Source organism: Westiellopsis prolifica IICB1 (genome assembly GCF_004323185.1).
GTDB classification, from domain to species: domain Bacteria; phylum Cyanobacteriota; class Cyanobacteriia; order Cyanobacteriales; family Nostocaceae; genus Pelatocladus; species Pelatocladus prolificus_A.
Genome location: NZ_NAPS01000002.1, coordinates 1,838,751 through 1,858,651 on the forward strand (window position 1 = coordinate 1,838,751; position 19,901 = coordinate 1,858,651).

Here is a 19,901-nt window from a genome sequence, read left to right on the forward strand (position 1 = left end):
AAGGCTTTGCGAAAAGCTTGTTTCGGCTCCGGGCAATTATGATCTGCAATCTAGCTTTTGTTGTCTGCATTTTGCAGTTCTAGATGTTTATTGTATGCTCCCATCTAATCACAATGAGATGTTATCCTAATATCTCCATTTCTGGTTGGTTGTCATTTGTTATTGGTCATTTGTTATTGGTCATTGGGCATTGGTCATTGGGCATTGGGCATTGGGCATGGGGCATTGGGCATTGGGAACAGACTTGTTAAATAATTCCCCCCACACTTCCCACACTTCCCACACTTCCCACACTCCCCACACTCCCTTGTCCCCAATCCCCGATCCCCGATCCCCGTACTCTATGAGAAGCCGCTGACGCGTCTACGCGTGGCGTCTCCTCTGGAGAATCCCCGATCCCCAATTCCCAGCTCTTGCAAAAGACAGGGACGAACAAGCACTTTATTCGGTAAACTGGGAATCGGCATATCCGCTCGTAGCTTGTAATTAGTACTAAGGACAACTCTTAATATTTATGGTATCGACTCACCCTGCTGGGGTTCAACTTTCTGGTAGACAGTATTTACCGCAATCAACTAGCAATAACATAAATCTTTCACCCAATCAAGAACTTTTCCCACTGAGTGCCAAAGTTAACGAAGAAGATCACCTAGAAATAGGGGGTTGTGATGTGACAACTCTTGTGCAGCAGTTCGGTTCACCTCTGTATATCTTGGATGAAGAAACCCTGCGAACAGCTTGCCGCCAGTATCGGGAAAGTTTCCAGCGTTATTACAAGGGTGAATCTCAAGTATTATACGCCTCCAAAGCTTGGAGTTGTTTGGCAGTCTGTGCGATCGCCGCTTCCGAAGGGTTGGGAATTGATGTGGTTTCAGGAGGCGAACTCTATACAGCCTTAAGTGCAGGTGTCAGCCCTGATAAGATTTACTTCCACGGCAATAATAAGTCGCGAGAAGAATTAACTTTGGCAATTAAGTCTGGTTGCACTATTGTTGTGGACAATTGGTATGAGTTGCGGACTTTGGTGGAGATACTTGAGGACAAGGGGGACAACGGAGAATTTGCTTGCTTGTCTTCATCTCCCATCCGGATCATGCTTCGTCTGACACCAGGTATTGAATGCCACACACACGAATATATTCGTACGGGACACTTGGATAGTAAATTTGGCTTTGATCCCAATGATTTGGATGAATTATTTGCTTTTGTCAGTCACCAATCTGTATTAAACTGTATTGGCTTACATGCTCATATTGGTTCTCAAATCTTTGAACGCCAACCTCATCAGGATTTAGCATCTGTGATGGTGCAGTGGATTAGTAAAGCTGCTGGTTACGGCTTAAGCGTGACAGAGTTAAATGTTGGCGGAGGCTTGGGGATCAAGTATACAGAATCAGATGATCCTCCTAGTATAGAAGAGTGGGTAAAACCAATTTGTGAAGTAATTCAACAAGCTTGTGCCGAGCAAAATTTACCACTACCAAAATTATTGTCTGAACCAGGGCGATCGCTAATTGGCACAACTTGCGTCACAGCTTACACTATAGGTTCTTCCAAAGTTATTCCTGATATTCGCACGTACATAGCAGTTGATGGTGGCATGTCTGATAATCCCCGTCCGATCACTTATCAATCAGTGTATCGTACTGTAGTTGCTAACCGAATGTCTGAGCCTTTGACAGAAAGGGTAACTATTGCTGGTAAGCATTGTGAATCTGGGGATATTCTGATCAAGAATGCTCAGTTACCAAAAACTGAATCTGGAGATATTCTCGTAGTTATGGCTACAGGTGCTTACAATTACAGTATGGCATCTAACTACAACCGCTTGCCTAGACCAGCTGCTGTTGTAGTAGCGAATGGCGAAGCAAATTTGATTTTGCAACGCGAAACTTATCAGGATTTGATTCGACAGGATTGCTTACCAGAAAGACTTAAAAAGGATGAAGAATAAAAGCTGAAGTGATGAAGAAAGGATGAAGAATAAAGAATGAAAAATTCATACTTTATACTTAATATTTCAAGACTTTATACTTCAGACTTCATCCTTCAGATTTCACACTTCATACTTTCACGCCAGATGTCATGGGAGATTGGTGGAAGCAATGGCTGATAAACCAATGGTGGTCTCAGCCTTTGCTGCTTGAGACACTGGATATTGTTTTAGTACTGGCGCTGACCTATATGATACTAGTTATTATTAGTGAGCGCCGGACACTTTGGATGGTGCGAGGCTTTATTATTCTGATGCTGGCATCAGCCATTAGTGGAAAGTTGCAGCTACAGTTGTTAAATTTCGTACTGGAAAAGTTAGTCATTGGCTGTGCTGTCGCCATGGCGGTTGCTCTCCAATCCGAGTTTCGGCGATTTTTAGAACAATTGGGACGTGGTGAATTCTGGCAATTATTTCAACCGTCCCGTTTGGCAGTTCCTAAATCTGATAGTGTAATTGATGAAATAGTCGAAGCAGTCAGAGAACTGTCGAAAAATCGGATAGGTGCGCTACTAATTTTGGAAACAACTGGTCCTATTGATGAACGAGATTTTTCTGTACCAGGAGTAAAACTGAACGCTGAAGTGTCCAAAGAGCTAATACAAACAATTTTTCAACCGAAGACTCTTTTACATGATGGTGCTACATTGATACGAGGTTCTCGGATTGTAGCATCGGGTATAATATTACCACTTTCGGGACGTACGGCTTCGCGGCAGTTGGGAACACGCCACCGGGCGGCGATGGGAATAACTGAGCGGGTCGAGAATTGCATTTGTGTCGTTGTATCTGAAGAAACAGGTTCTATTTCTTTGGCAGAAAAGGGAACTCTAAATAGACCACTGACGATTACGAAGCTGAAAGAGTCTTTAGAAATGAGATTTTCACCAACTGTAGATCGGGAGGCTGTTGCTCCTGGTTTAATCAGTTTGGGTCGTCAGATTCGTAGTCAGGCCTTAGCACTAGTTTCACGTTTACTCGGATTACCATCGACCGCATCGCGAGACAAAAAATGACAGCACAACAAACTGAACTGCAACATTTGCCCCCTGACTTGAAACGAGAACTACTGCCCAAGCACGTTGCAGTGATTATGGATGGCAATGGTCGATGGGCAAAGCACCAAGGATTACCCAGAATTATGGGTCATAAAGCTGGTGTTGATGCCTTAAAAAGTTTGCTTCGTTGTTGTAAAGATTGGGGGATCGAAGCACTGACGGCTTATGCTTTTTCCACAGAAAATTGGGGAAGACCCCATGAAGAAGTAGATTTTTTGATGACCCTATTTCAACGAGTCTTGCGTCAAGAACTGCGGGAAATGGTTGAAGAGAATGTGCAAATTCAGTTTGTGGGGAACTTAAGTAGCTTACCGCGATCGCTACAAGCAGAAATTAACCGTTCAGTCGAAGCAACGAAAGATAATCGCGGGATCAAGTTTACAATCGCCACAAATTACGGTGGTAGACAAGAAATTATTCAAGCTTGTCGAGCGATCGCCCAAAAAGTCCAACAAGGTTTACTCCAGCCAGATGAAATTGATGAAGCGACATTTGAACGTCATCTTTATACCATCGGCATTTGTGACCCCGATTTATTAATTCGTACCAGTGGAGAAATGCGAATTTCAAATTTTCTCCTCTGGCAAATAGCCTATTCAGAAATATATATAACTGACACTCTCTGGCCTGATTTTAATCGCCATGAATTCCACCGCGCTTTGTGTGCGTATCAACAACGAGAAAGGCGGTTTGGGAAAGTGTAGGGAAAGGGGAAAGGGGAAAGGGGAAAGGGGAAAGGGAAGAGACTTGTTAAATAATTCTTCCCACACTCCGTTGTTCTCCTTCCCTTGTCTCCGTTTACCCGATTCCCGATTCCCGTACTCTATGAGAAGCCGCTGACGCGTCTACGCGAAGCGTCTCCTCTGGAGAATCCCCGATCCCCAATTAAGGCCCGGAGAATACGGCTTGTTCTACATCTCGCCGACTCAAGGAATATTTGAAGGCGCGTTGGATGTCTTGTCCATTGTCTCCAGCATTGATATACCGAACGATAATTTGCTCAATATCTAGCGAAAGTTCTGCTTCCCAACTAGGATGCTGGATGCGCCAGCAATGTAGCTGCTTTTCATCTTGTTCACAGCCTTGTTGTTTTAACCACTGCTCAATTTGGGGAAGAGGGTGATTATATAGTGGTGTTTCAGAAGGAGGAAGAGACATAACAATTAAAAATTAAAAGTTAAAAATTAAAAATTAAGACTTGTAATATTAATCCTACAGGTTGGAAAGCGGCTTCGCCACGAGTTAAACCAATGGCGATCGCTAACACTAAGCAACCTAAAAATGTTAAACCCAGGATAAATAAGGCGAAGATTTCACCCGCAGAGAGGGGGCGATCGCTAGCATCAAGATAAGCTGATTTAGACCAGTCGTAAGAACGGGAAACGGGACGGTTTAAATCGGGTGGTGCTTGAATTACTCCAAACCGAGAATAGCCAATTTTCAGATCGTAACTTAACCGTCGTTCTGGATTACTGAGAGTAGCATAGGCTTCGTTAAGTTGCTGAAATTTAGCAGTGGCAGCAACTGTAGGTAAGCTGGTCGTATCAGGATGATAGCGTTTGCTCAATTCTCGATAAGCACGACGGATTTCAATTGGCGATGCACTGGGATGCAGTCCTAGCAGAGTATAATACGTCGTCGTTTCGCTGCTTTGTGACATTGCATCATTCTGATTCACGGCTGTTTGATTCACCAGGCGATAAACTTTTTTCTAATATTGTGACATACTCCCACACCAGAATCTTTGATTTGGTGGGGGCTTCTCAAACAATTCTATTCATCACCCCCTTTGGATTTAAGCTAAGAAAATAAATCAGCACGGGGTTTAAAAGTTTCCATCTGCCGAATTTTTTCGTATAACTCTCGTTCTTCTTTAGTAATATTTTTAGGAGTAACTATCTGAATTTCTACTAATTGATCGCCGCGTTTACCTTTTTCAGCGGGATAACCTTTACCAGCTAGACGTAATCTTTGTCCAGACCTGACTCCTGGAGGAATAGTCATTTTTACCAAACCATCAAGGGTAGGTGCTTCAACTTGACCTCCTAATACAGCTTCGCTGGGAGTAATGGGGATTTGGCAGTAAATATCTGTACCTTCAATTTTAAAAAGTGGATGAGGATCGACGGTTATTTTTAAGTATAAATCCCCGCCATTAATGCCTTGATTACGCAGACGAATTGTTTGACCAGTTATCATACCAGCAGGCATTTCTACTTCTAGCGATCGCCCATCTTCTAAGCGAATTCTTTCTACACCACCACGATAGGCTTTTTCTAGGGGTAGAGATAATCTTGCTTCGATGTCTCGACGTGTAGGGCGTTGGTTTGGCGTGTATGCAACTTTTGTTCTAGGGCTACGAAATGGATCAGCATTATTAGCATTAGTAGCAGTATATGTGCCATTTCTACCAGTTTTGACACCAATAACTTCGTTAATAAAGGTAGTAAAATCAGAATAATTACCTGGATTTACATCCTGATTACCCCGACCATTGCTACGGTTATCTCCACCCCAAGGTTTCTTGTGTGCTTGTTTATCAAAGCCTTTTTGCTGCCAGTAGCGGCTAAATTGGTCATACTGCGCCCGTTTCGCCGGATCGGAGAGAATTTCATAAGCTTCACCGATATCTTTAAATTTATCCTCTGCTGCTTTGTTCCCTGGATTCAGATCTGGGTGATATTGCCTAGCTAAACGTCGATAATTTTTTTTAATATCTTCATTGGTAGCATCTTTGGATACTCCCAAAATCTCGTAATAATCACGAAAATTTTGCAAATTCTGCATAATCGTTTCTTTATTGGAAATTTAGCTGTTAATTTCTTAAGATAGTTGCTGGTTGGTTTTTGGTTATTAATAGTAATTGTTAGCGATTAGTTCAGTTTTTGGGAAAAAACAAATAACCACTAACCACTAACCACTAACTATTACTCATTACCTATTAATAATGACTAAATCCGAATTTCAAAGAAATTTCATTACCTTTTTCTAATTAATACCAGTATTTTGCAGCAGTAAGTCGGTCTTAATAAACATAGCGGAAGTTACGAAAAGTAAACATGGACTAAAACCTTATCAATGACCAATGACCAATGATTATTGTACAGACGCGATTCATCGCGTCTCTAGACCAATGACCAAGAGTAGAGACGAGCCATGGCACGTCTCTACATTTGTGCCAACTTACTTCATACATTAGATAGTGAGGTGTGTAATCTTCGTAACTACTAGACTTGATTACCAATCATCGTCATCATCCCAGTTATCTTGATAGCTGGGGCGAGAACGGCGTGAAGAACCACCACTGTCAAAAGCGGAGGAACGGGTGTCTCGACCATAGCTTCGGTCATAGTCTCGATTGGGGGTACGGTCATAGTCTTTGCTATAGCCGCGGTTATAGTCTTTGTCATAGTAATCGCGATCGCGATCGCGTAAAGAATCTCTCGGATTATCTCGTTCTTTATCACCACCACCTGTGAAGATGTCTTTGATTGCACCCAACAAATCGTCATCTTCTTCTTCTGCGTAGTACTGGCGAACTTCGCGGTTGAGATCGTACAAAGCATCTTGCAAGTCAGCGTAGGCTTGATCAATACCGCGATCGTCATTTTCTTTTAAACTTTCGCGTAGTTCCCGACAGATGTTGTCGATTTGTTGACGACGGTTCCGGGCAAATGCCATACCAAAATCTAATGCTACTTCCCGCAATTGTCTTTCGGCTTGTAAAATTGAAGCTTCAGCTTTAGTACGCTTTTCTACTTTTTCTTTACGCTGTCGGTCTACATCAGCAAATTTCTCGGCTTCTCGAATCGCTTGTTGAACTTCGCTTTCAGTTAAGGTAGAAGCACCTTGAATTGTGATACTTTGTTCTCTACCTGTAGTTCTATCTAAAGCTGTTACTTGTAAAATCCCGTTAGCATCGATATCAAATGCTACTTGAATTTGAGGAATGCCGCGAGGTGCTGGGGGGATGCCATACAACTTGAAACGTCCCAAAGACTTGTTATCTGCTGCCATTTCCCGTTCACCCTGGACTACGTGAATTTCCACAGTATTTTGGTTATTTTCTGATGTGGAAAAGATGTCCGAACGGCGCACAGGAATAGTAGTATTGCGGGGAATAAGTACTTTTTTGACACCGCCTATAGTTTCTAATCCCAAAGACAAAGGTGTCACATCCAATAACAGTACATCCTTGAGTTCACCGGCGAGAATACCCGCTTGAATTGCTGCACCCACTGCGACAACTTCATCAGGGTTGACGTTTTGGTTGGGTTCTATGCCAATCATTGCCCGTACTAATTGCTGTACCATAGGCATTCGTGTAGAACCACCTACTAAGACAACTTCGTCAATATCATTGGGGGTGAGTCCTGCATCTTTTAGCGCCCGTTTGACAGGGATACGTAAGCGCCCCAGTAAGTCGTCGCACAAGCTTTCAAGCTGGGAACGAGTCAAGCGAGTTTCTAAGTGTACAGGTCCTTCTTCTGTTGCAGCAATGAAGGGTAAGTTAATTTCAGTAACACTAACAGCAGAAAGTTCGATTTTGGCTTTTTCCGCAGCTTCCATCAAACGTTGCAAAGATTGGCGTTCTCGTCTTAAATCTACTTTTTCTTGTTCGAGAAATTGTTCTGCTAACCAATCGACTATTTTTTTATCAAAGTCATTACCACCGAGTTGAGTATCACCACTGGTAGCTTTGACTTCAAATACACCATCACCAACATCCAAAATGGACACGTCAAATGTACCACCACCCAAGTCAAAGACTAAAATAGTTTCCATTTGGCCGCGATCCAAACCATAAGCCAAAGAAGCTGCTGTTGGTTCGTTGAGAATTCGCAAAACTTCTAAACCAGCAATCCTACCAGCATCCCGTGTTGCTTGGCGTTGGGAATCGTTAAAATAAGCTGGAACGGTAATTACTGCTCCTGTTACTGGTTCGCCCAAATATTTACTAGCATCTTCTGCTAGTTTTTTGAGAATCATTGCTGAAACTTCTTCTGGGGCAAAATCTTTACTTAAGCGAGGACAAGCAACTTTAATATTACCAAATTCATCTTTACGAATTGTATAAGGTACGCGCTTTGATTCTGGATTCAGTTCGCTATACCTACGTCCCATGAAGCGTTTAATTGCAAAAAAGGTATTTTGAGGGTTGAGGACAGTTTGGCGCCTTGCCATTTGTCCTACTAAGCGTTCGCCGTCTTTACTAAAGCCAACTACGGAGGGAGTTGTTCGCATTCCTTCTGCATTGGCAATAACCACCGGCTTACCACCCTCCATGACGGCGACAACAGAGTTAGTTGTACCCAAGTCGATGCCTACTACCTTGCCCATGCGTTACGTTTCTCCTACTATTTCTATATAAATTTTTTGTTTAGAACTAATGCTTGATTTATTGTATCTTGCTGTTGATAAATACACCTTCAACCAGGTTCGCTGCTAGAATCTTGTGAATTTAAAAAACCAACTGGAAACTCATCTAACTCAGATTGTCCGCGATCGCGATCCTTACATAGCAACTGCTGGCCATTTTTTTGTTCAAGAATACATTCGCGCCTCATTTGCTCAGTGGGGGAGTGTGGATATCCACACCTTTTATGTACGTGGTAAAGCTTGCAAAAATCTGATATTAAATTTACCTGCTACTGCGGGTTTACAAAAGGGAGACTTGCCACCAATTTTAATTGCTGCTCATTATGATGCTGTACCTGGTTCACCAGGGGCTGATGATAATGCTACAGGTGTAGCAGTTTTACTAGAATTAGCACGCATGTTTGCTACAGAACCTATTAAATATCCTCTGCGGCTAGTAGCTTTTGATATGGAAGAATATGGGTTATTAGGTAGTATTGAATATGCAGCTAAATTGCAACGAGAACAGCAACCATTACGCCTAATGATTTCTCTCGAAATGTTAGGTTACTGTGACTCAAAACCTGGTTCCCAAATTTACCCATCGCCTTTACAACATATTTATCCTAGTCGTGGCGATTTTATTGGTTTAATCGGTAATTGGCGAACTTTAAGAGATTTAATTAGCATTAGCCGCAGTATCCGTAAAGTTGGTGTAGCAAGTCAGTGGCTACCAGTACCCAATAAAGGTCATATCATACGGCAAACTCGACAGAGTGATCATGCCCCTTTTTGGGATGCAGGTTATCCAGCCATGATGATTACAGATACGGCATTTTTACGAAATCCTCACTATCACAAACCTAGTGATACAATTGCCACTTTGGATTTAGATTTCTTGACTAATGTTTGTCGGGGTTTGGAAAAGGGAATTCGACGGTTGTGAAGATTGGGGACAAGGAGGACAGGGAGGACAGGGAGGGCAAGGGAAAGGGGAATAATTTTAGTTATTATTCAGACTTTGTTCGGTGTGCGATCGCGTACTAGGACTCAAGCTAATTAAATCATCAATATTGCGTTTCATCGTATTACAAATAGCATCCAATGGTAAATCATTGACATCATATCCAAAAGGATTTTCAATTTCTAAACCAATGGCTTCAATCCCAAACAAAGTAAAGCTAATTAAGGCGACAATTATACCTGTCCACCAACCAAGACTTTCTACGATTTGAAAAGGTAATAGTATGCAATACAGCAATAATAATTGTTTGAGATGAATCGCATAAGCTAAGGGAATCGGTGTTTTGAGAATTCGTTCACACGCACCTAAATTATCTACCAATTGATTTAATAATTCGCGCATTGAGATTAATTGATAACTATTCATACAATTGCGATCATGCTGTTTTTGTAAATAATCATCAATCCAAAAAGCCACTTCTAAAGGCGGATTATTCATCATTTTTAATTTGATATATTTTGATGTTTGCATCAATTCTTCTAATTCTTCATTGACAGTTTCTCCGCGTAAGTGTAATTTAGTTGCGACAGCAAATGCCACCAATAAATATAATGCTCCAATTTTTTGTTCTCTATCTAAGGGAGATTTTTCCTGTGTTGATACCCAAATTTGTCTTGCGAGATTGCGGACTGTATTAACAATACTTCCCCAGCATTTTCTCCCTTCCCAAAAACGTTCGTAAGCTGTATTCGTGCGAAATACAAGTAATAAACCTAAGACAATACTAGGAATAACACTGCCTAGAATTGGTTGGGAAACTGGAAGCTGAAAATAGTAAAGTATAGAGACAATTAACCCAATAAAACCACATCCAATAACACGTGGATAAATTGCTGTGATAACTGAACCTTTTAGCTGAAAAGCTATTTGCCACCATTGAAAATTTTCAGTTTTCATGCAAAAAATAGGAAATATTATTTAATTAACTGTTATAGCTATTCTCATACTAAGATAAAAGTATACTTGAATGAAGGAATTTTTGTTGAGAACTATAAGCGCTTGAAATTTTTAGCATGAAAATCGCAGCTATGGAAATTGACGTAGCGATCGCAGCAAAATTTGTCCAATTAGTATTCGACTGCATCAAGCAAGAGTATCCACATAATGCTATTTATTGGTTTAATAACGATGAAGATATTAAACCACCACGGGAATTAACACCAACTTTCTATGGTTGCTTAGATTGGCATTCGGCTGTACATGGACACTGGTTAATCGTACGTTTAGCCCGTTATTTTCCTGAAGCCACTTTTCAGACTACAGTCAGAGAAGCCCTTACTCAAAGCTTTACACCTGAAAAAATTCAAGGGGAAATAGCCCATTTACATAAACACCCCTACTTTGAATGTCCTTATGGTTTTGCATGGCTATTGCAACTGGCTGCGGAATTGCGGGAATGGAATGACAACCAAGCTCAAGAATGGCTGGCTGTATTGGAACCGCTCGAAACCTTAGTTGCAAATAACTTCCAGCGATGGCTACAAAATTTAGAATTACCTAACCGCACAGGAACCCATAGTCAAACGGCGTTTGCGCTGGGATTAGTCATAGATTGGGCGCGAATCACCAAAAACGAGAACTTTGTTGATTTAATTGAAAACAAAATCCGAAAATTTTATTTGAGCGATCGCAGCTATCCCTTACATTTAGAACCACTCGGCTATGATTTCATCTCACCTTGTCTTGCGGAAGCTGATCTGGTGCGGCGAATTCTTTCACCGACAGATTTTGCTAACTGGCTAACTGATTTTCTCCCACAATTATCAGTTGATGAGTCACTCAACTGGCTACAACCTGTAAAAGTAACTCATCCTCAAAACTATTTACAATCCCATTTTCATGGTTTAAATGTCAGTCGTGCTTGGATGCTTGAAGGAATAATTTTTGGCTTACCAAACACCGATCCTCGAATAAATACACTGCGTACTGCTGCTGTTCTACATCGTCAGAATAGTATTATCGATGCTGTCAGTGAACACTATGCGAGTAGTCACTGGCTAGGGACTTTTGTTGTTTATTTGGTAACAAATCGTGGGTTGTGCAACTAAAGGTATAGGTCTCGAAATAGGATTTTTCTTGGTGTCTACCCTTACGGGTAGGCGCGTAAGCGACTTCTGCAAGTAGCCGCTAGCGCGTCTAAGTCCTTGGTGGTGAAAAAACCGCTTCAAGAACTGAGCCGCACACCGCCTTTTGTGGACATCAACCAAGCAAAGCCAATTAATGATGAATAGCCCCCAAATAAAAAGGCGGCATACTTCCCTGCTGTTTCGGGTTGCATATTGCTCATTAGTCCAGAAAAGTCAGCGAGAATCGGAATCTCACCCAACATTCCAGGCAAAACAATACAAATTGCACCCTGCAACCAATCTTTCTGCTCAATGTGGCGCCACTTCATCAGTCCCAAAGACACAGCAGAATACAGAATACCTGTGACAATCACGTTGAGCCAGTATTTAGCAGCACCCCCCTCAAAGAAGTAAGAACCCGCTAAACGATACACAGAAGTTCCTACTACCCAAATGACAAAGCCAAGCAAGACGAAGCCTATTCGATCTTTTGTGTTCATGATCATTTCCCTATCCAACAGTGTTAACGTAATAGTCATTACGTTAATAATTAATGTAATGACTATTACGTTAACTGTCAACCCATGAGCCGACCCCCTGAACCTCAGAAGAAGGAAGAGCTTCTAGAGCAATGTTTAGCAGCAGCAATTGAAGTAGGAGCATTAGATTCCAGCATCAATGCGATCGCCAAGAGAATCGACACTAGCGGACGAATGCTTATTTATCACTTTGGCTCTAAACAGGAATTGGAGCGACAACTCATCGGTTTATTAGAGACTCGCTTGCGCGAAAAGCTATGGTCATTTCAAAGCGTGTCCCTTGAAGGATCTGATTGTTTAGCAGAATCTCTGCTGGAAATGTGGAGACATTTGACTTCACCAGAAATGCATGGTTTGCTGAAACTGACGATGGATCTCAATCAACGTGCCATACAAGGTGATTTAGAAACACAACGTTTCTTAGAGCGTGAGAGTCAACAATGGATAAATTCTCTATTCAATCTTACAAATGACAAAATTACTGCTTTATCTCTATTTCACTTATTTCAGGGAGCAATTTTAGACTTTCTGACGACGGGAAACACACAACGCGGGCAAGAAACTATTAAAGCTTTTACCACTTTGAAGCTTAACTGAACCATATTGGGCTATAAGTGCCAAATTGTGTCAAGATAACATCAACGCAAGATGCTTTGAGTCATAACTTCTAACTTATAGGATGTAAGGTGAATGTAATGTCGGGTCACAAGCTTCGTGGACGTTACCAAATTGTCCAACAATTGGGAGCAGGAGGAGGATTTGGGGCTACTTACATCGCCTGTGACACTGATCGCCCAGGTAATCCTAAGTGTTTGGTTAAGCAGCTAAAACCAAAAATTAACGACCCAAATACTCTACAGATAGCACAACGTTTTTTCAAACAAGAAGCAGAAATTCAAGAAGAATTAGGCAATCATGATCAAATCCCACGTCTTTTAGCTTACTTTGAAGAAAATCAAGAATTTTATTTAGTACAAGAATATATTGAAGGTCACGATCTCAGGCAAGAACTACCTCCTTTAGCTAATAGACTAACTGAAGCCGAAACGATTAAACTTTTAACGGAAATTCTAGAAGTTTTAGCCTTTGTCCATCGCCAAAAAGTGATTCACAGGGACATCAAACCTGCTAATATCATGCGAAGATATGATGGAAAAATAGTCCTGATTGATTTTGGTGCAGTTAAGAAAGTAAGAGGTCTAGAAGTTAATCAACAAGGACAAACTGTTACCGTAGCGATTGGTACTCTTGGCTACATGCCGAGTGAACAAGCAGCTGGTGAACCGCAATATAGCAGTGATGTCTACGCCGTCGGAGTCATTGGTATCCAAGCTTTAACAGGTATATATCCCGACCCATCCCAAGGAAGCAAACTTCCCAGAGATCCCCAAACGGGAGAAATTATTTGGCGCGATCAAGTGCAGGTGAGTCCTGAGCTAGCTGATATTCTAGATAGAATGGTACGCTATCATTTTGGTGGACGTTATCAGTCAGCAGAGTCAGCATTAGAAGCACTGCGACAAATCTCAGACAAAAATACTACTACATCTACATCGGGACAAACAAGACTTTTATCTATTCTGAAATTTGGTTCTTCCCCATCTCCTTGGAAATGGTTAATTGCTCTAGGAATAATTGCAGTTCTTGCTAGCGTATTTGTGGCGATTCGACCCAATCAAGCAGAAAAGTTTGTACCCTATGAGAATTCTAATTATGGTATAAAAATCAAATATCCAGCCAGTTGGCAGCGACAAACCAAAGAAATTGATGTTTTAGGTGTTACTGAAATAGTAACTTTTATATCTCCAAAACAAAGTCAGACAGATAAATTCCAAGAAAAAATAAATGTAGACATTGAGAAGTTTTCTGGAACCTTAGCTGAGTCGAAACAATTATTTATTAATGAAATTAAAAGTACTCTGCCAGATGCTCAAATTATTGATATGAGTGCAACTACTTTAGCATTCAAACAAGCAAATCAAATAATTTATACAGGCAAAGACGAAGATACTGAATTAAAGAATTTACAAGTTTGGACTTTAAAAGGTGATAAAGCATACATAATTACCTATACAGCAGCAATTGATGATTATGATGAATTTATCAATACTGCCAATGAAATGATTAATTCTTTTGAGATTAATTAGATAATTGACTAATCTTTCTACTAAAAGAAAATTTTTCCGTAGGTACAGCCCAACTGAGGCGAACAATTTGTTCGTGCAATTTTTGATCTGCTTGGGAACCATCACTATAGACTGAAGGAACATCCCACAACGGATATGCGTGCATTCCGTTCACACCTACCACTTCACCCTGATGATTGAGAAGTGGTCCCCCACTCATACCTTTCTGAATGTCATTAGTGTAGCCAATCTGATAGCCACCTTCCAAAGCTTTCGGTAATTTTAGCGTAATCTTACCAGTTGTAAACGTAAAGCCTTTGTCTTTACCTTCATCCCCATAGGGAAATCCAGCAGCAAATACATCATCACCAATAGCAGGGTTAAAAGCAATAGATGCTACAGTATAATTTCTGTCTGGGCTACGAAATTGTAATATTGCCAAATCATTTGTGCCAAATTTGACATTCTTTAGCATCTTTGCAGACCAGATGCGACCATCCGATGTTTGAATCCGATACGGTGGCCCATCGGCACGTAATACATGGGCGTTAGTCAAAACTGTATAAATTGAATTTTGTTTTTTGAGTAAAATTCCTGAACCCAAGAATTCTTTTGACATCACTTTCACAGTCATAGATTGAGCATTACGCCGTATTTGTTCTACTGATAAACGCTTAGTATAGGTATGGTTTATTACTTCGCAATTAATGCTGACACATTCAACAGAATATTTGAGATATACTGCTGATGCACAAATTACTAATAACATACCAGTAGCTAGTCTAACTGGCTTGAGTTTGTGCCATTTCATCTTTTGATGGGGGGTTAGAGTTTTACCTTTTGCATAACTGGTGAGTGTCGCCAGTGAGGTGACTACTTTCTTTGTCAAATCTTGATTAAATAACCCCAGCTTCATAAATAAAATGTTGATTGAAAAAGCGTTAATCTTAACACTGGTGAGTATTATATCTACTTACCATCTGAAGTTACAGCATTTCGGAATAATGGTCACAGAATTAATACCATTTCACGTTAATCACGATACACATAAATTTTGTACCAGACGCGATATATCGCGTCTCTACACCATGTGTATTTGTATCAGGGTTTGAGTGAAATGGTATAAGTAAGTCCGCACAACTATTCTAAGTTTTAAACGTTGCGTAAAAAGTTAGAATTTTTCCTATAAATATCAAACATACAAACTCTATCCATAAAATGGACAAATTGCTGTGCGAATGCAAAATAGTCAAATTAGCACAACCATGTGCTTGATTGAACTCATTATTTTTAATTTTTAATTTTTAATTGTTATGCTACCCCTTTTTCTAAATCAGTATATTCGCACTGTTTGGCAACCAAGAAAAGGTTTAGCGATCGCAGAGGCATGTATTATTGGTCTGGTTGCGGCTTTGTCTGCTGTATGCTTGAAATTTGGTTCGGGATGGCTAGGAACCTGGCGAGTTCATGGTTCCCATATTTTACCAGCTTGGCTATTTCTACCAACAATTGGTTTGAGCTTTGGGTTTCTGGCTGGACTATTGGTAGAAAGGTTAGCACCAGAAGCATCTGGTAGTGGTATACCCCACGTTAAAGCTTCCCTGGCAAATGTACCAGTTAAGCTTTCTTGGCGAGTGGCGCTTGTCAAGTTACTCAGTGCTACACTCACCTTGGGTTCAGGGATCACCTTGGGTAGACAAGGCCCAACTGTACAAGTTGGTGCTGCTTTAGCCGCAGGAATGAGTCGCTGGGTTCCCACCTCTCCAGATCATCGACGCCAAATGATCGCAGCTGGTGCAGGTGCGGGTTTAGCAGCAGCTTTCAATGCACCAATAGCTGGTGTCTTGTTTGTGATCGAAGAGTTACTGCAAGATTTCTCAGGATTGACATTGGGAACCGCGATTATCGCCTCATTTATCGGTGGTGTTGTTTCCCGTTTGTTGGGTGGTCGTAGTTTGCTACTGAACTTGGAATTAACTCAATCTTCTAGTAGTTTTTCAATCGTAGAAATTCCCTTTTACCTGATTTTAGGTATTTTAGCAGGGTTACTGGCAGCATTATTTAATCAGGGATTAATTAAAAGTATCAAAATATATCGCAGTTTTCATATCAGTTTACCTTTGAGGATAGCTTTGGCAGGATTTCTTTCAGGAATAGTGATTGCTATTCTACCTGCTTCCTTCCGTGATAATACTGGCTTACGAGAATTTGTCCTTGCTGGTGAAGCTAATGCACCCGTAGCTGCGATCGCTTTTTTTGCTCAATTTATCTTGACACTATTAGCATTTGGTTCAGGTGCGCCAGGAGGATTGTTTGCTCCCAGTTTGATTTTAGGTTCTTGTTTAGGTTATATCATCGGTGTTTTTGAATTCCATTTATTTGGATTAGGTTCGCCGACTACCTATGCTTTAGCAGGTATGGGGGCATTTTTTAGCGCCGTTTCCAAAGTACCAATGACGGCGATTGTGATTGTTTTTGAAATGACAACAGATTTCAATCTGGTATTACCCTTAATGGTTGGCTCTGTCACATCTTATTTGGTTGCTGACAAACTGATGCCAGGATCACTGTATACCAAACTTTTACAGTTAAGCGGCATTTGTATTGACAACCCAGCTCCCATTGAGGATACATTGACCAACTTAACAGCAAAAGATGTGATGCAGCAACGGGTGGAAACCTTAGATGCACAGATATCTGTGGAAGAAGCAGTACAGGCTTTTTCTCGGTCTCACCATCGGGGATTTCCTGTAGTGGAGGAGAATAAATTAGTCGGAATTGTCACCCAAACCGATTTATTAAAAATACGCGATCGCAACTTAGCAAAAGATACTCCGCTACGGGAAATCATGACACCGCAGCCAGTGACAGTCACACCCATCCAGAGCTTAAGTAATGTACTCTATTTATTAGACCGTCATCAAATCAGTCGTCTACCAGTAGTAGAAGGACACAGAATAATCGGTATTATCACTCGTGCTGATATTATTCGAGCAGAAGCCGATAGTCTCAACTGTAAAACCAGAGAACACGGACCCCAACCGGAACCTTCTTACGTAGTTTATCAGACGCGATCGCCCAGCATCGGTAGAGGTAGATTATTAGTACCAGTCGCGAATCCAGAAACAGCTGCAACATTATTGCGAATGGCAGCAGCAATTGCCCGCGATCGCCACTACGAAATAGAATGTCTGCAAGTAATTATTGTTTCTCGTCAAAGTTCTCCCGCCGAAACACCAGTCAGAACAACTAAAAGTCGGCGATTACTCCGAGATGCTGAAGCTTTGGGAAAAAAATGGAAAATCCCAGTACATACACAGATACGAGTTACCCACGATATCGCCCATGCAATCCTAGAGACAATCAAAGAAAGACACATTGACCTAATTTTAATGGGGTGGAAGGGAAACACTTTCACCCCTGGTCGTATATTTGGCGATGTTGTAGACACGGTCATTCGTCAAGCGAGTTGTGAGATAGTGTTGGTGAAATTAGGGAAAAGTCCAGAGTCCAGAATCCAGAGTCCAGAGTTTCGCCGACTCCCGATTTCTTCGATTCCTCCGCTTTCCCTATCTCCTCATCTGGCCATCTCCCCCTCTCCCTTCCGTCCTCCCCAATTCAACCGTTGGTTAATTCCAATGGCTGGTGGTCCGAATGCGAGAGCGGCGATCAAATTGCTACCAGCTTTGGTGACGCTAGGAAATGACCCTAAAATTCGCCTCACCCGCGTGTTTAAACCATCCGAATTAAAACCAGACATGAGAATTCTAGAAGAAGCGATTCGGATACTCATCCGTCGTCACAAATTATCCAGCACCGTAGTAGCAGCACCTGTGGAAGCAGATTCTGTAACAGAAGGAATCATCAACTTAGTGAAAACTGAAAATTATGATGTAGTTGTTTTAGGCGCTTCCCGTGAAGGATTACTACAACAAGCCATCAAAGGAAATATTCCCGAAGCGATCGCCTCTGGCGTAGATAGTACCGTGATTTTGGTCAGGGGAGCAATCAATACTTAATTTAATTGCACAAAATTAAATTCATTCGTGGAGGTCAGGAAACGGGGATCGGGGATCGGGGATCGGGGATCGGGGATCGGGGATCGGGGATCGAGCAATACGGTTCGGATAAGACAAATTGATCAACATTTAAACCCTGTAGAGACGCGAAATTTCGCGTCTCTACATACCAAAATTATGACGAAAAATCCTTAACCGAACCGTATTGGGGGATCGGGGACAAGGGAAGGGAAGGGGGACAAGGAAGACAAAGGAGCAGGGAGCAGGGTGCAGGGTGCAGGGAGAATAAGCAATCCCTTTTCCCCGATCCCTTTTCCCCGATCCCCTTTCCCCAAGAAACAAAAATCTCAAAATTCATAGCCAAATCACGCCCCTAGTGTTAAATCTAATATCGTTGAGCAGTGAGATATCAACGTGAAAGCACAGGTATTTAGAGGCGTCAATCAACTTTCCTATGAAGAAATTCCTGTACCCGAACTACAACCGGATGAAGTCTTGGTACAGGTGCGCGTAGTAGGTTTATGTCAGTCGGATATTAAAAAAATTCGTTATCCTCTGTATGAACCACCACGGATTTTTGGACATGAAACTGCGGGGACGATCGCAGCACTAGGTACAGAAGTAAAAAATTGGCAAATTGGACAACGGGTAGCGGTAATGCACCACATCCCTTGTATGCGTTGCGACTATTGCCTAAATGACAATTTCTCAATGTGCGAAACTTATAAAAACATCTGTACGACAGCCGGATTTGCGCCTAGTGGTGGCGGTTTCGCTGAGTATGTCAAGGTTCCCGGTCATATTGTCCGCAATGGTGGATTGATTCCCATCCCCGATGACATCAGTTTTGAAGAAGCAAGCTTTGTTGAACCAACTAATTGTTGTCTCAAAGCAGTGAAAAAAGCTCAAATTGCACCTGGACAAACAGTTTTGATCACTGGCGCAGGGCCGATTGGGTTAATGTTTGTGATGTTGGTGAAATATTTTGGAGGAAAAGCGATCGCCACTGACTTGATCCCCTCCCGCATTGAAAAAGCTTTGGCTGTTGGTGCAGAAGCAGCTTTTGATGCTCGTGATCCTGATTTACCAGCCAAAATTCAAGCACTCACCAACGGTTTAGGGGTGGATGTGACTCTACTTGCTGTTCCCAGTGACAAAGCTTTCTTCCAAGCCCTTGACTGTACCCGCAAAGGCGGTAAAATTCTCTTTTTTGCCGAATTTCCTGATCAAGTAGAAATTCCCATTAATCCCAATATTCTCTATCGTCGAGAAATTGATTTAATGGGTAGCTACAGTTCATCCTACCGCCTACAAAGTCTTTCGGCTGATATTGTGTTTAATAAACGCATTGATGTAGAGGCATTAATTAGCGATCGCTATCCATTACAAAATTTATCTCAAGCCGTAGATCAAGCGATCGCACCAACACCAGAAACATACAAAATTTTGATTTATCCTTGATCGGGGATCGGGGATCGGGGATTGGGGATTGGGGATTCTCCAGAGGAGACGCTACGCGAACGGGGATTGGGAATTGGGCTTTAAACAAGTATTTGTTTTTCGCTGACGAGTGTTTGAGACTCGTCGTCGAGTATAAAAGACTCGTCGTCGAGTATAAAAGACTCGTCGTCGAGTATAAAAGACTCGTCGTCGAGTATAAAAGACTCGTCGTTGAGTATAAAAGACTCGTCGTTGAGTATAAAAGACTCGTCGTTGAG

Annotated in this window: 17 protein-coding genes; 9 read left to right on the top strand and 8 right to left on the bottom strand. The window is 41.6% G+C overall.

Annotated features, from left to right (window positions below; genetic code table 11):
- Positions 1–514 precede the first annotated feature (514 nt).
- From lysA to uppS, 3 genes are all read left to right on the top strand, one after another.
- A complete protein-coding gene (lysA, locus tag B4U84_RS22290; protein ID WP_017311349.1) occupies positions 515–1,954 on the top strand; it encodes a diaminopimelate decarboxylase in 1,440 nt (479 codons plus the stop codon).
- Positions 1,955–2,085: 131 nt separating this feature from the next.
- Positions 2,086–3,009, top strand: a complete 924-nt coding sequence (gene cdaA / locus B4U84_RS22295) for a diadenylate cyclase CdaA (protein ID WP_017311350.1) — start codon at positions 2,086–2,088, stop codon at positions 3,007–3,009.
- Positions 3,006–3,755 (top strand): undecaprenyl pyrophosphate synthase, encoded by a 750-nt coding sequence (uppS, locus tag B4U84_RS22300; protein WP_017311351.1) that lies wholly within the window; start codon positions 3,006–3,008, stop codon positions 3,753–3,755. The genes cdaA and uppS overlap by 4 nt, the downstream gene beginning before the upstream one ends.
- 181 nt (positions 3,756–3,936) lie before the next feature.
- Here uppS and B4U84_RS22305 read toward each other — a convergent pair whose 3' ends face one another.
- The 4 genes from B4U84_RS22305 to dnaK all read right to left on the bottom strand — a co-directional run bounded on the left by B4U84_RS22305 (position 3,937) and on the right by dnaK (position 8,391).
- A complete protein-coding gene (locus B4U84_RS22305; RefSeq protein WP_131120597.1) occupies positions 3,937–4,209 on the bottom strand; it encodes a DUF3143 domain-containing protein in 273 nt (90 codons plus the stop codon).
- A gap of 19 nt (positions 4,210–4,228) precedes the next feature.
- Positions 4,229–4,711 carry a J domain-containing protein gene (locus B4U84_RS22310; protein WP_017311353.1) on the bottom strand — a complete coding sequence of 161 codons (483 nt, stop codon included), beginning with the start codon at positions 4,709–4,711 and terminating at the stop codon, positions 4,229–4,231.
- 140 nt (positions 4,712–4,851) lie between these two features.
- Positions 4,852–5,838, bottom strand: a complete 987-nt coding sequence (locus B4U84_RS22315; protein WP_131120598.1) for a DnaJ C-terminal domain-containing protein — start codon at positions 5,836–5,838, stop codon at positions 4,852–4,854.
- A gap of 450 nt (positions 5,839–6,288) precedes the next feature.
- Positions 6,289–8,391, bottom strand: a complete 2,103-nt coding sequence (gene dnaK, locus B4U84_RS22320; RefSeq protein ID WP_131120599.1) for a molecular chaperone DnaK — start codon at positions 8,389–8,391, stop codon at positions 6,289–6,291.
- 115 nt (positions 8,392–8,506) lie between these two features.
- On the opposite strand from dnaK, the gene B4U84_RS22325 reads away from it, so the two are divergent.
- On the top strand, positions 8,507–9,355 hold the full coding sequence (locus B4U84_RS22325; protein ID WP_131120600.1) for a M28 family peptidase: 849 nt from the start codon (positions 8,507–8,509) through the stop codon (positions 9,353–9,355).
- Between the two features lie 57 nt (positions 9,356–9,412).
- Here the strand turns inward: B4U84_RS22325 and B4U84_RS22330 are convergent, their stop codons facing one another.
- Positions 9,413–10,330 carry a bestrophin family protein gene (locus B4U84_RS22330; RefSeq protein ID WP_017311357.1) on the bottom strand — a complete coding sequence of 306 codons (918 nt, stop codon included), beginning with the start codon at positions 10,328–10,330 and terminating at the stop codon, positions 9,413–9,415.
- A gap of 116 nt (positions 10,331–10,446) precedes the next feature.
- Here B4U84_RS22330 and B4U84_RS22335 point away from each other — a divergent pair, with 116 nt between their 5' ends.
- Entirely contained in the window at positions 10,447–11,481 is a 1,035-nt protein-coding gene (locus B4U84_RS22335) for a DUF2891 domain-containing protein (protein WP_131120601.1), read from the top strand.
- Between the two features lie 116 nt (positions 11,482–11,597).
- Here the strand turns inward: B4U84_RS22335 and B4U84_RS22340 are convergent, their stop codons facing one another.
- Positions 11,598–11,999, bottom strand: coding sequence for a DUF5367 domain-containing protein (locus tag B4U84_RS22340; protein WP_131120602.1), 402 nt, complete (start codon positions 11,997–11,999; stop codon positions 11,598–11,600).
- 84 nt (positions 12,000–12,083) lie between these two features.
- Here B4U84_RS22340 and B4U84_RS22345 point away from each other — a divergent pair, with 84 nt between their 5' ends.
- Positions 12,084–12,635 (top strand): TetR/AcrR family transcriptional regulator, encoded by a 552-nt coding sequence (locus tag B4U84_RS22345; RefSeq protein ID WP_131120603.1) that lies wholly within the window; start codon positions 12,084–12,086, stop codon positions 12,633–12,635.
- Positions 12,636–12,733: 98 nt separating this feature from the next.
- Positions 12,734–14,185 carry a serine/threonine-protein kinase gene (locus B4U84_RS22350; RefSeq protein WP_131120604.1) on the top strand — a complete coding sequence of 484 codons (1,452 nt, stop codon included), beginning with the start codon at positions 12,734–12,736 and terminating at the stop codon, positions 14,183–14,185.
- On the opposite strand, the gene B4U84_RS22355 is transcribed toward B4U84_RS22350, so the two are convergent.
- Positions 14,178–14,975: a S1 family peptidase gene (locus B4U84_RS22355; protein ID WP_131121034.1), complete on the bottom strand. Its 798-nt coding sequence runs from the start codon at positions 14,973–14,975 to the stop codon at positions 14,178–14,180. The genes B4U84_RS22350 and B4U84_RS22355 overlap by 8 nt on opposite strands.
- Before the next feature lie 502 nt (positions 14,976–15,477).
- Between B4U84_RS22355 and B4U84_RS22360 the strand changes: the two genes are divergently transcribed.
- Complete coding sequence (locus B4U84_RS22360; protein WP_131120605.1) at positions 15,478–18,183, top strand: chloride channel protein; 2,706 nt, start codon at positions 15,478–15,480, stop codon at positions 18,181–18,183.
- 414 nt (positions 18,184–18,597) lie between these two features.
- The gene (locus B4U84_RS22365; RefSeq protein WP_017311366.1) at positions 18,598–19,644 is read left to right on the top strand and encodes a zinc-dependent dehydrogenase; all 1,047 of its coding nucleotides are present in this window, start codon (positions 18,598–18,600) and stop codon (positions 19,642–19,644) included.
- 51 nt (positions 19,645–19,695) lie between these two features.
- Here the strand turns inward: B4U84_RS22365 and B4U84_RS30780 are convergent.
- Positions 19,696–19,901: hypothetical protein (locus tag B4U84_RS30780; RefSeq protein WP_165490333.1), on the bottom strand; the 206-nt coding region annotated here is incomplete at its 5' end.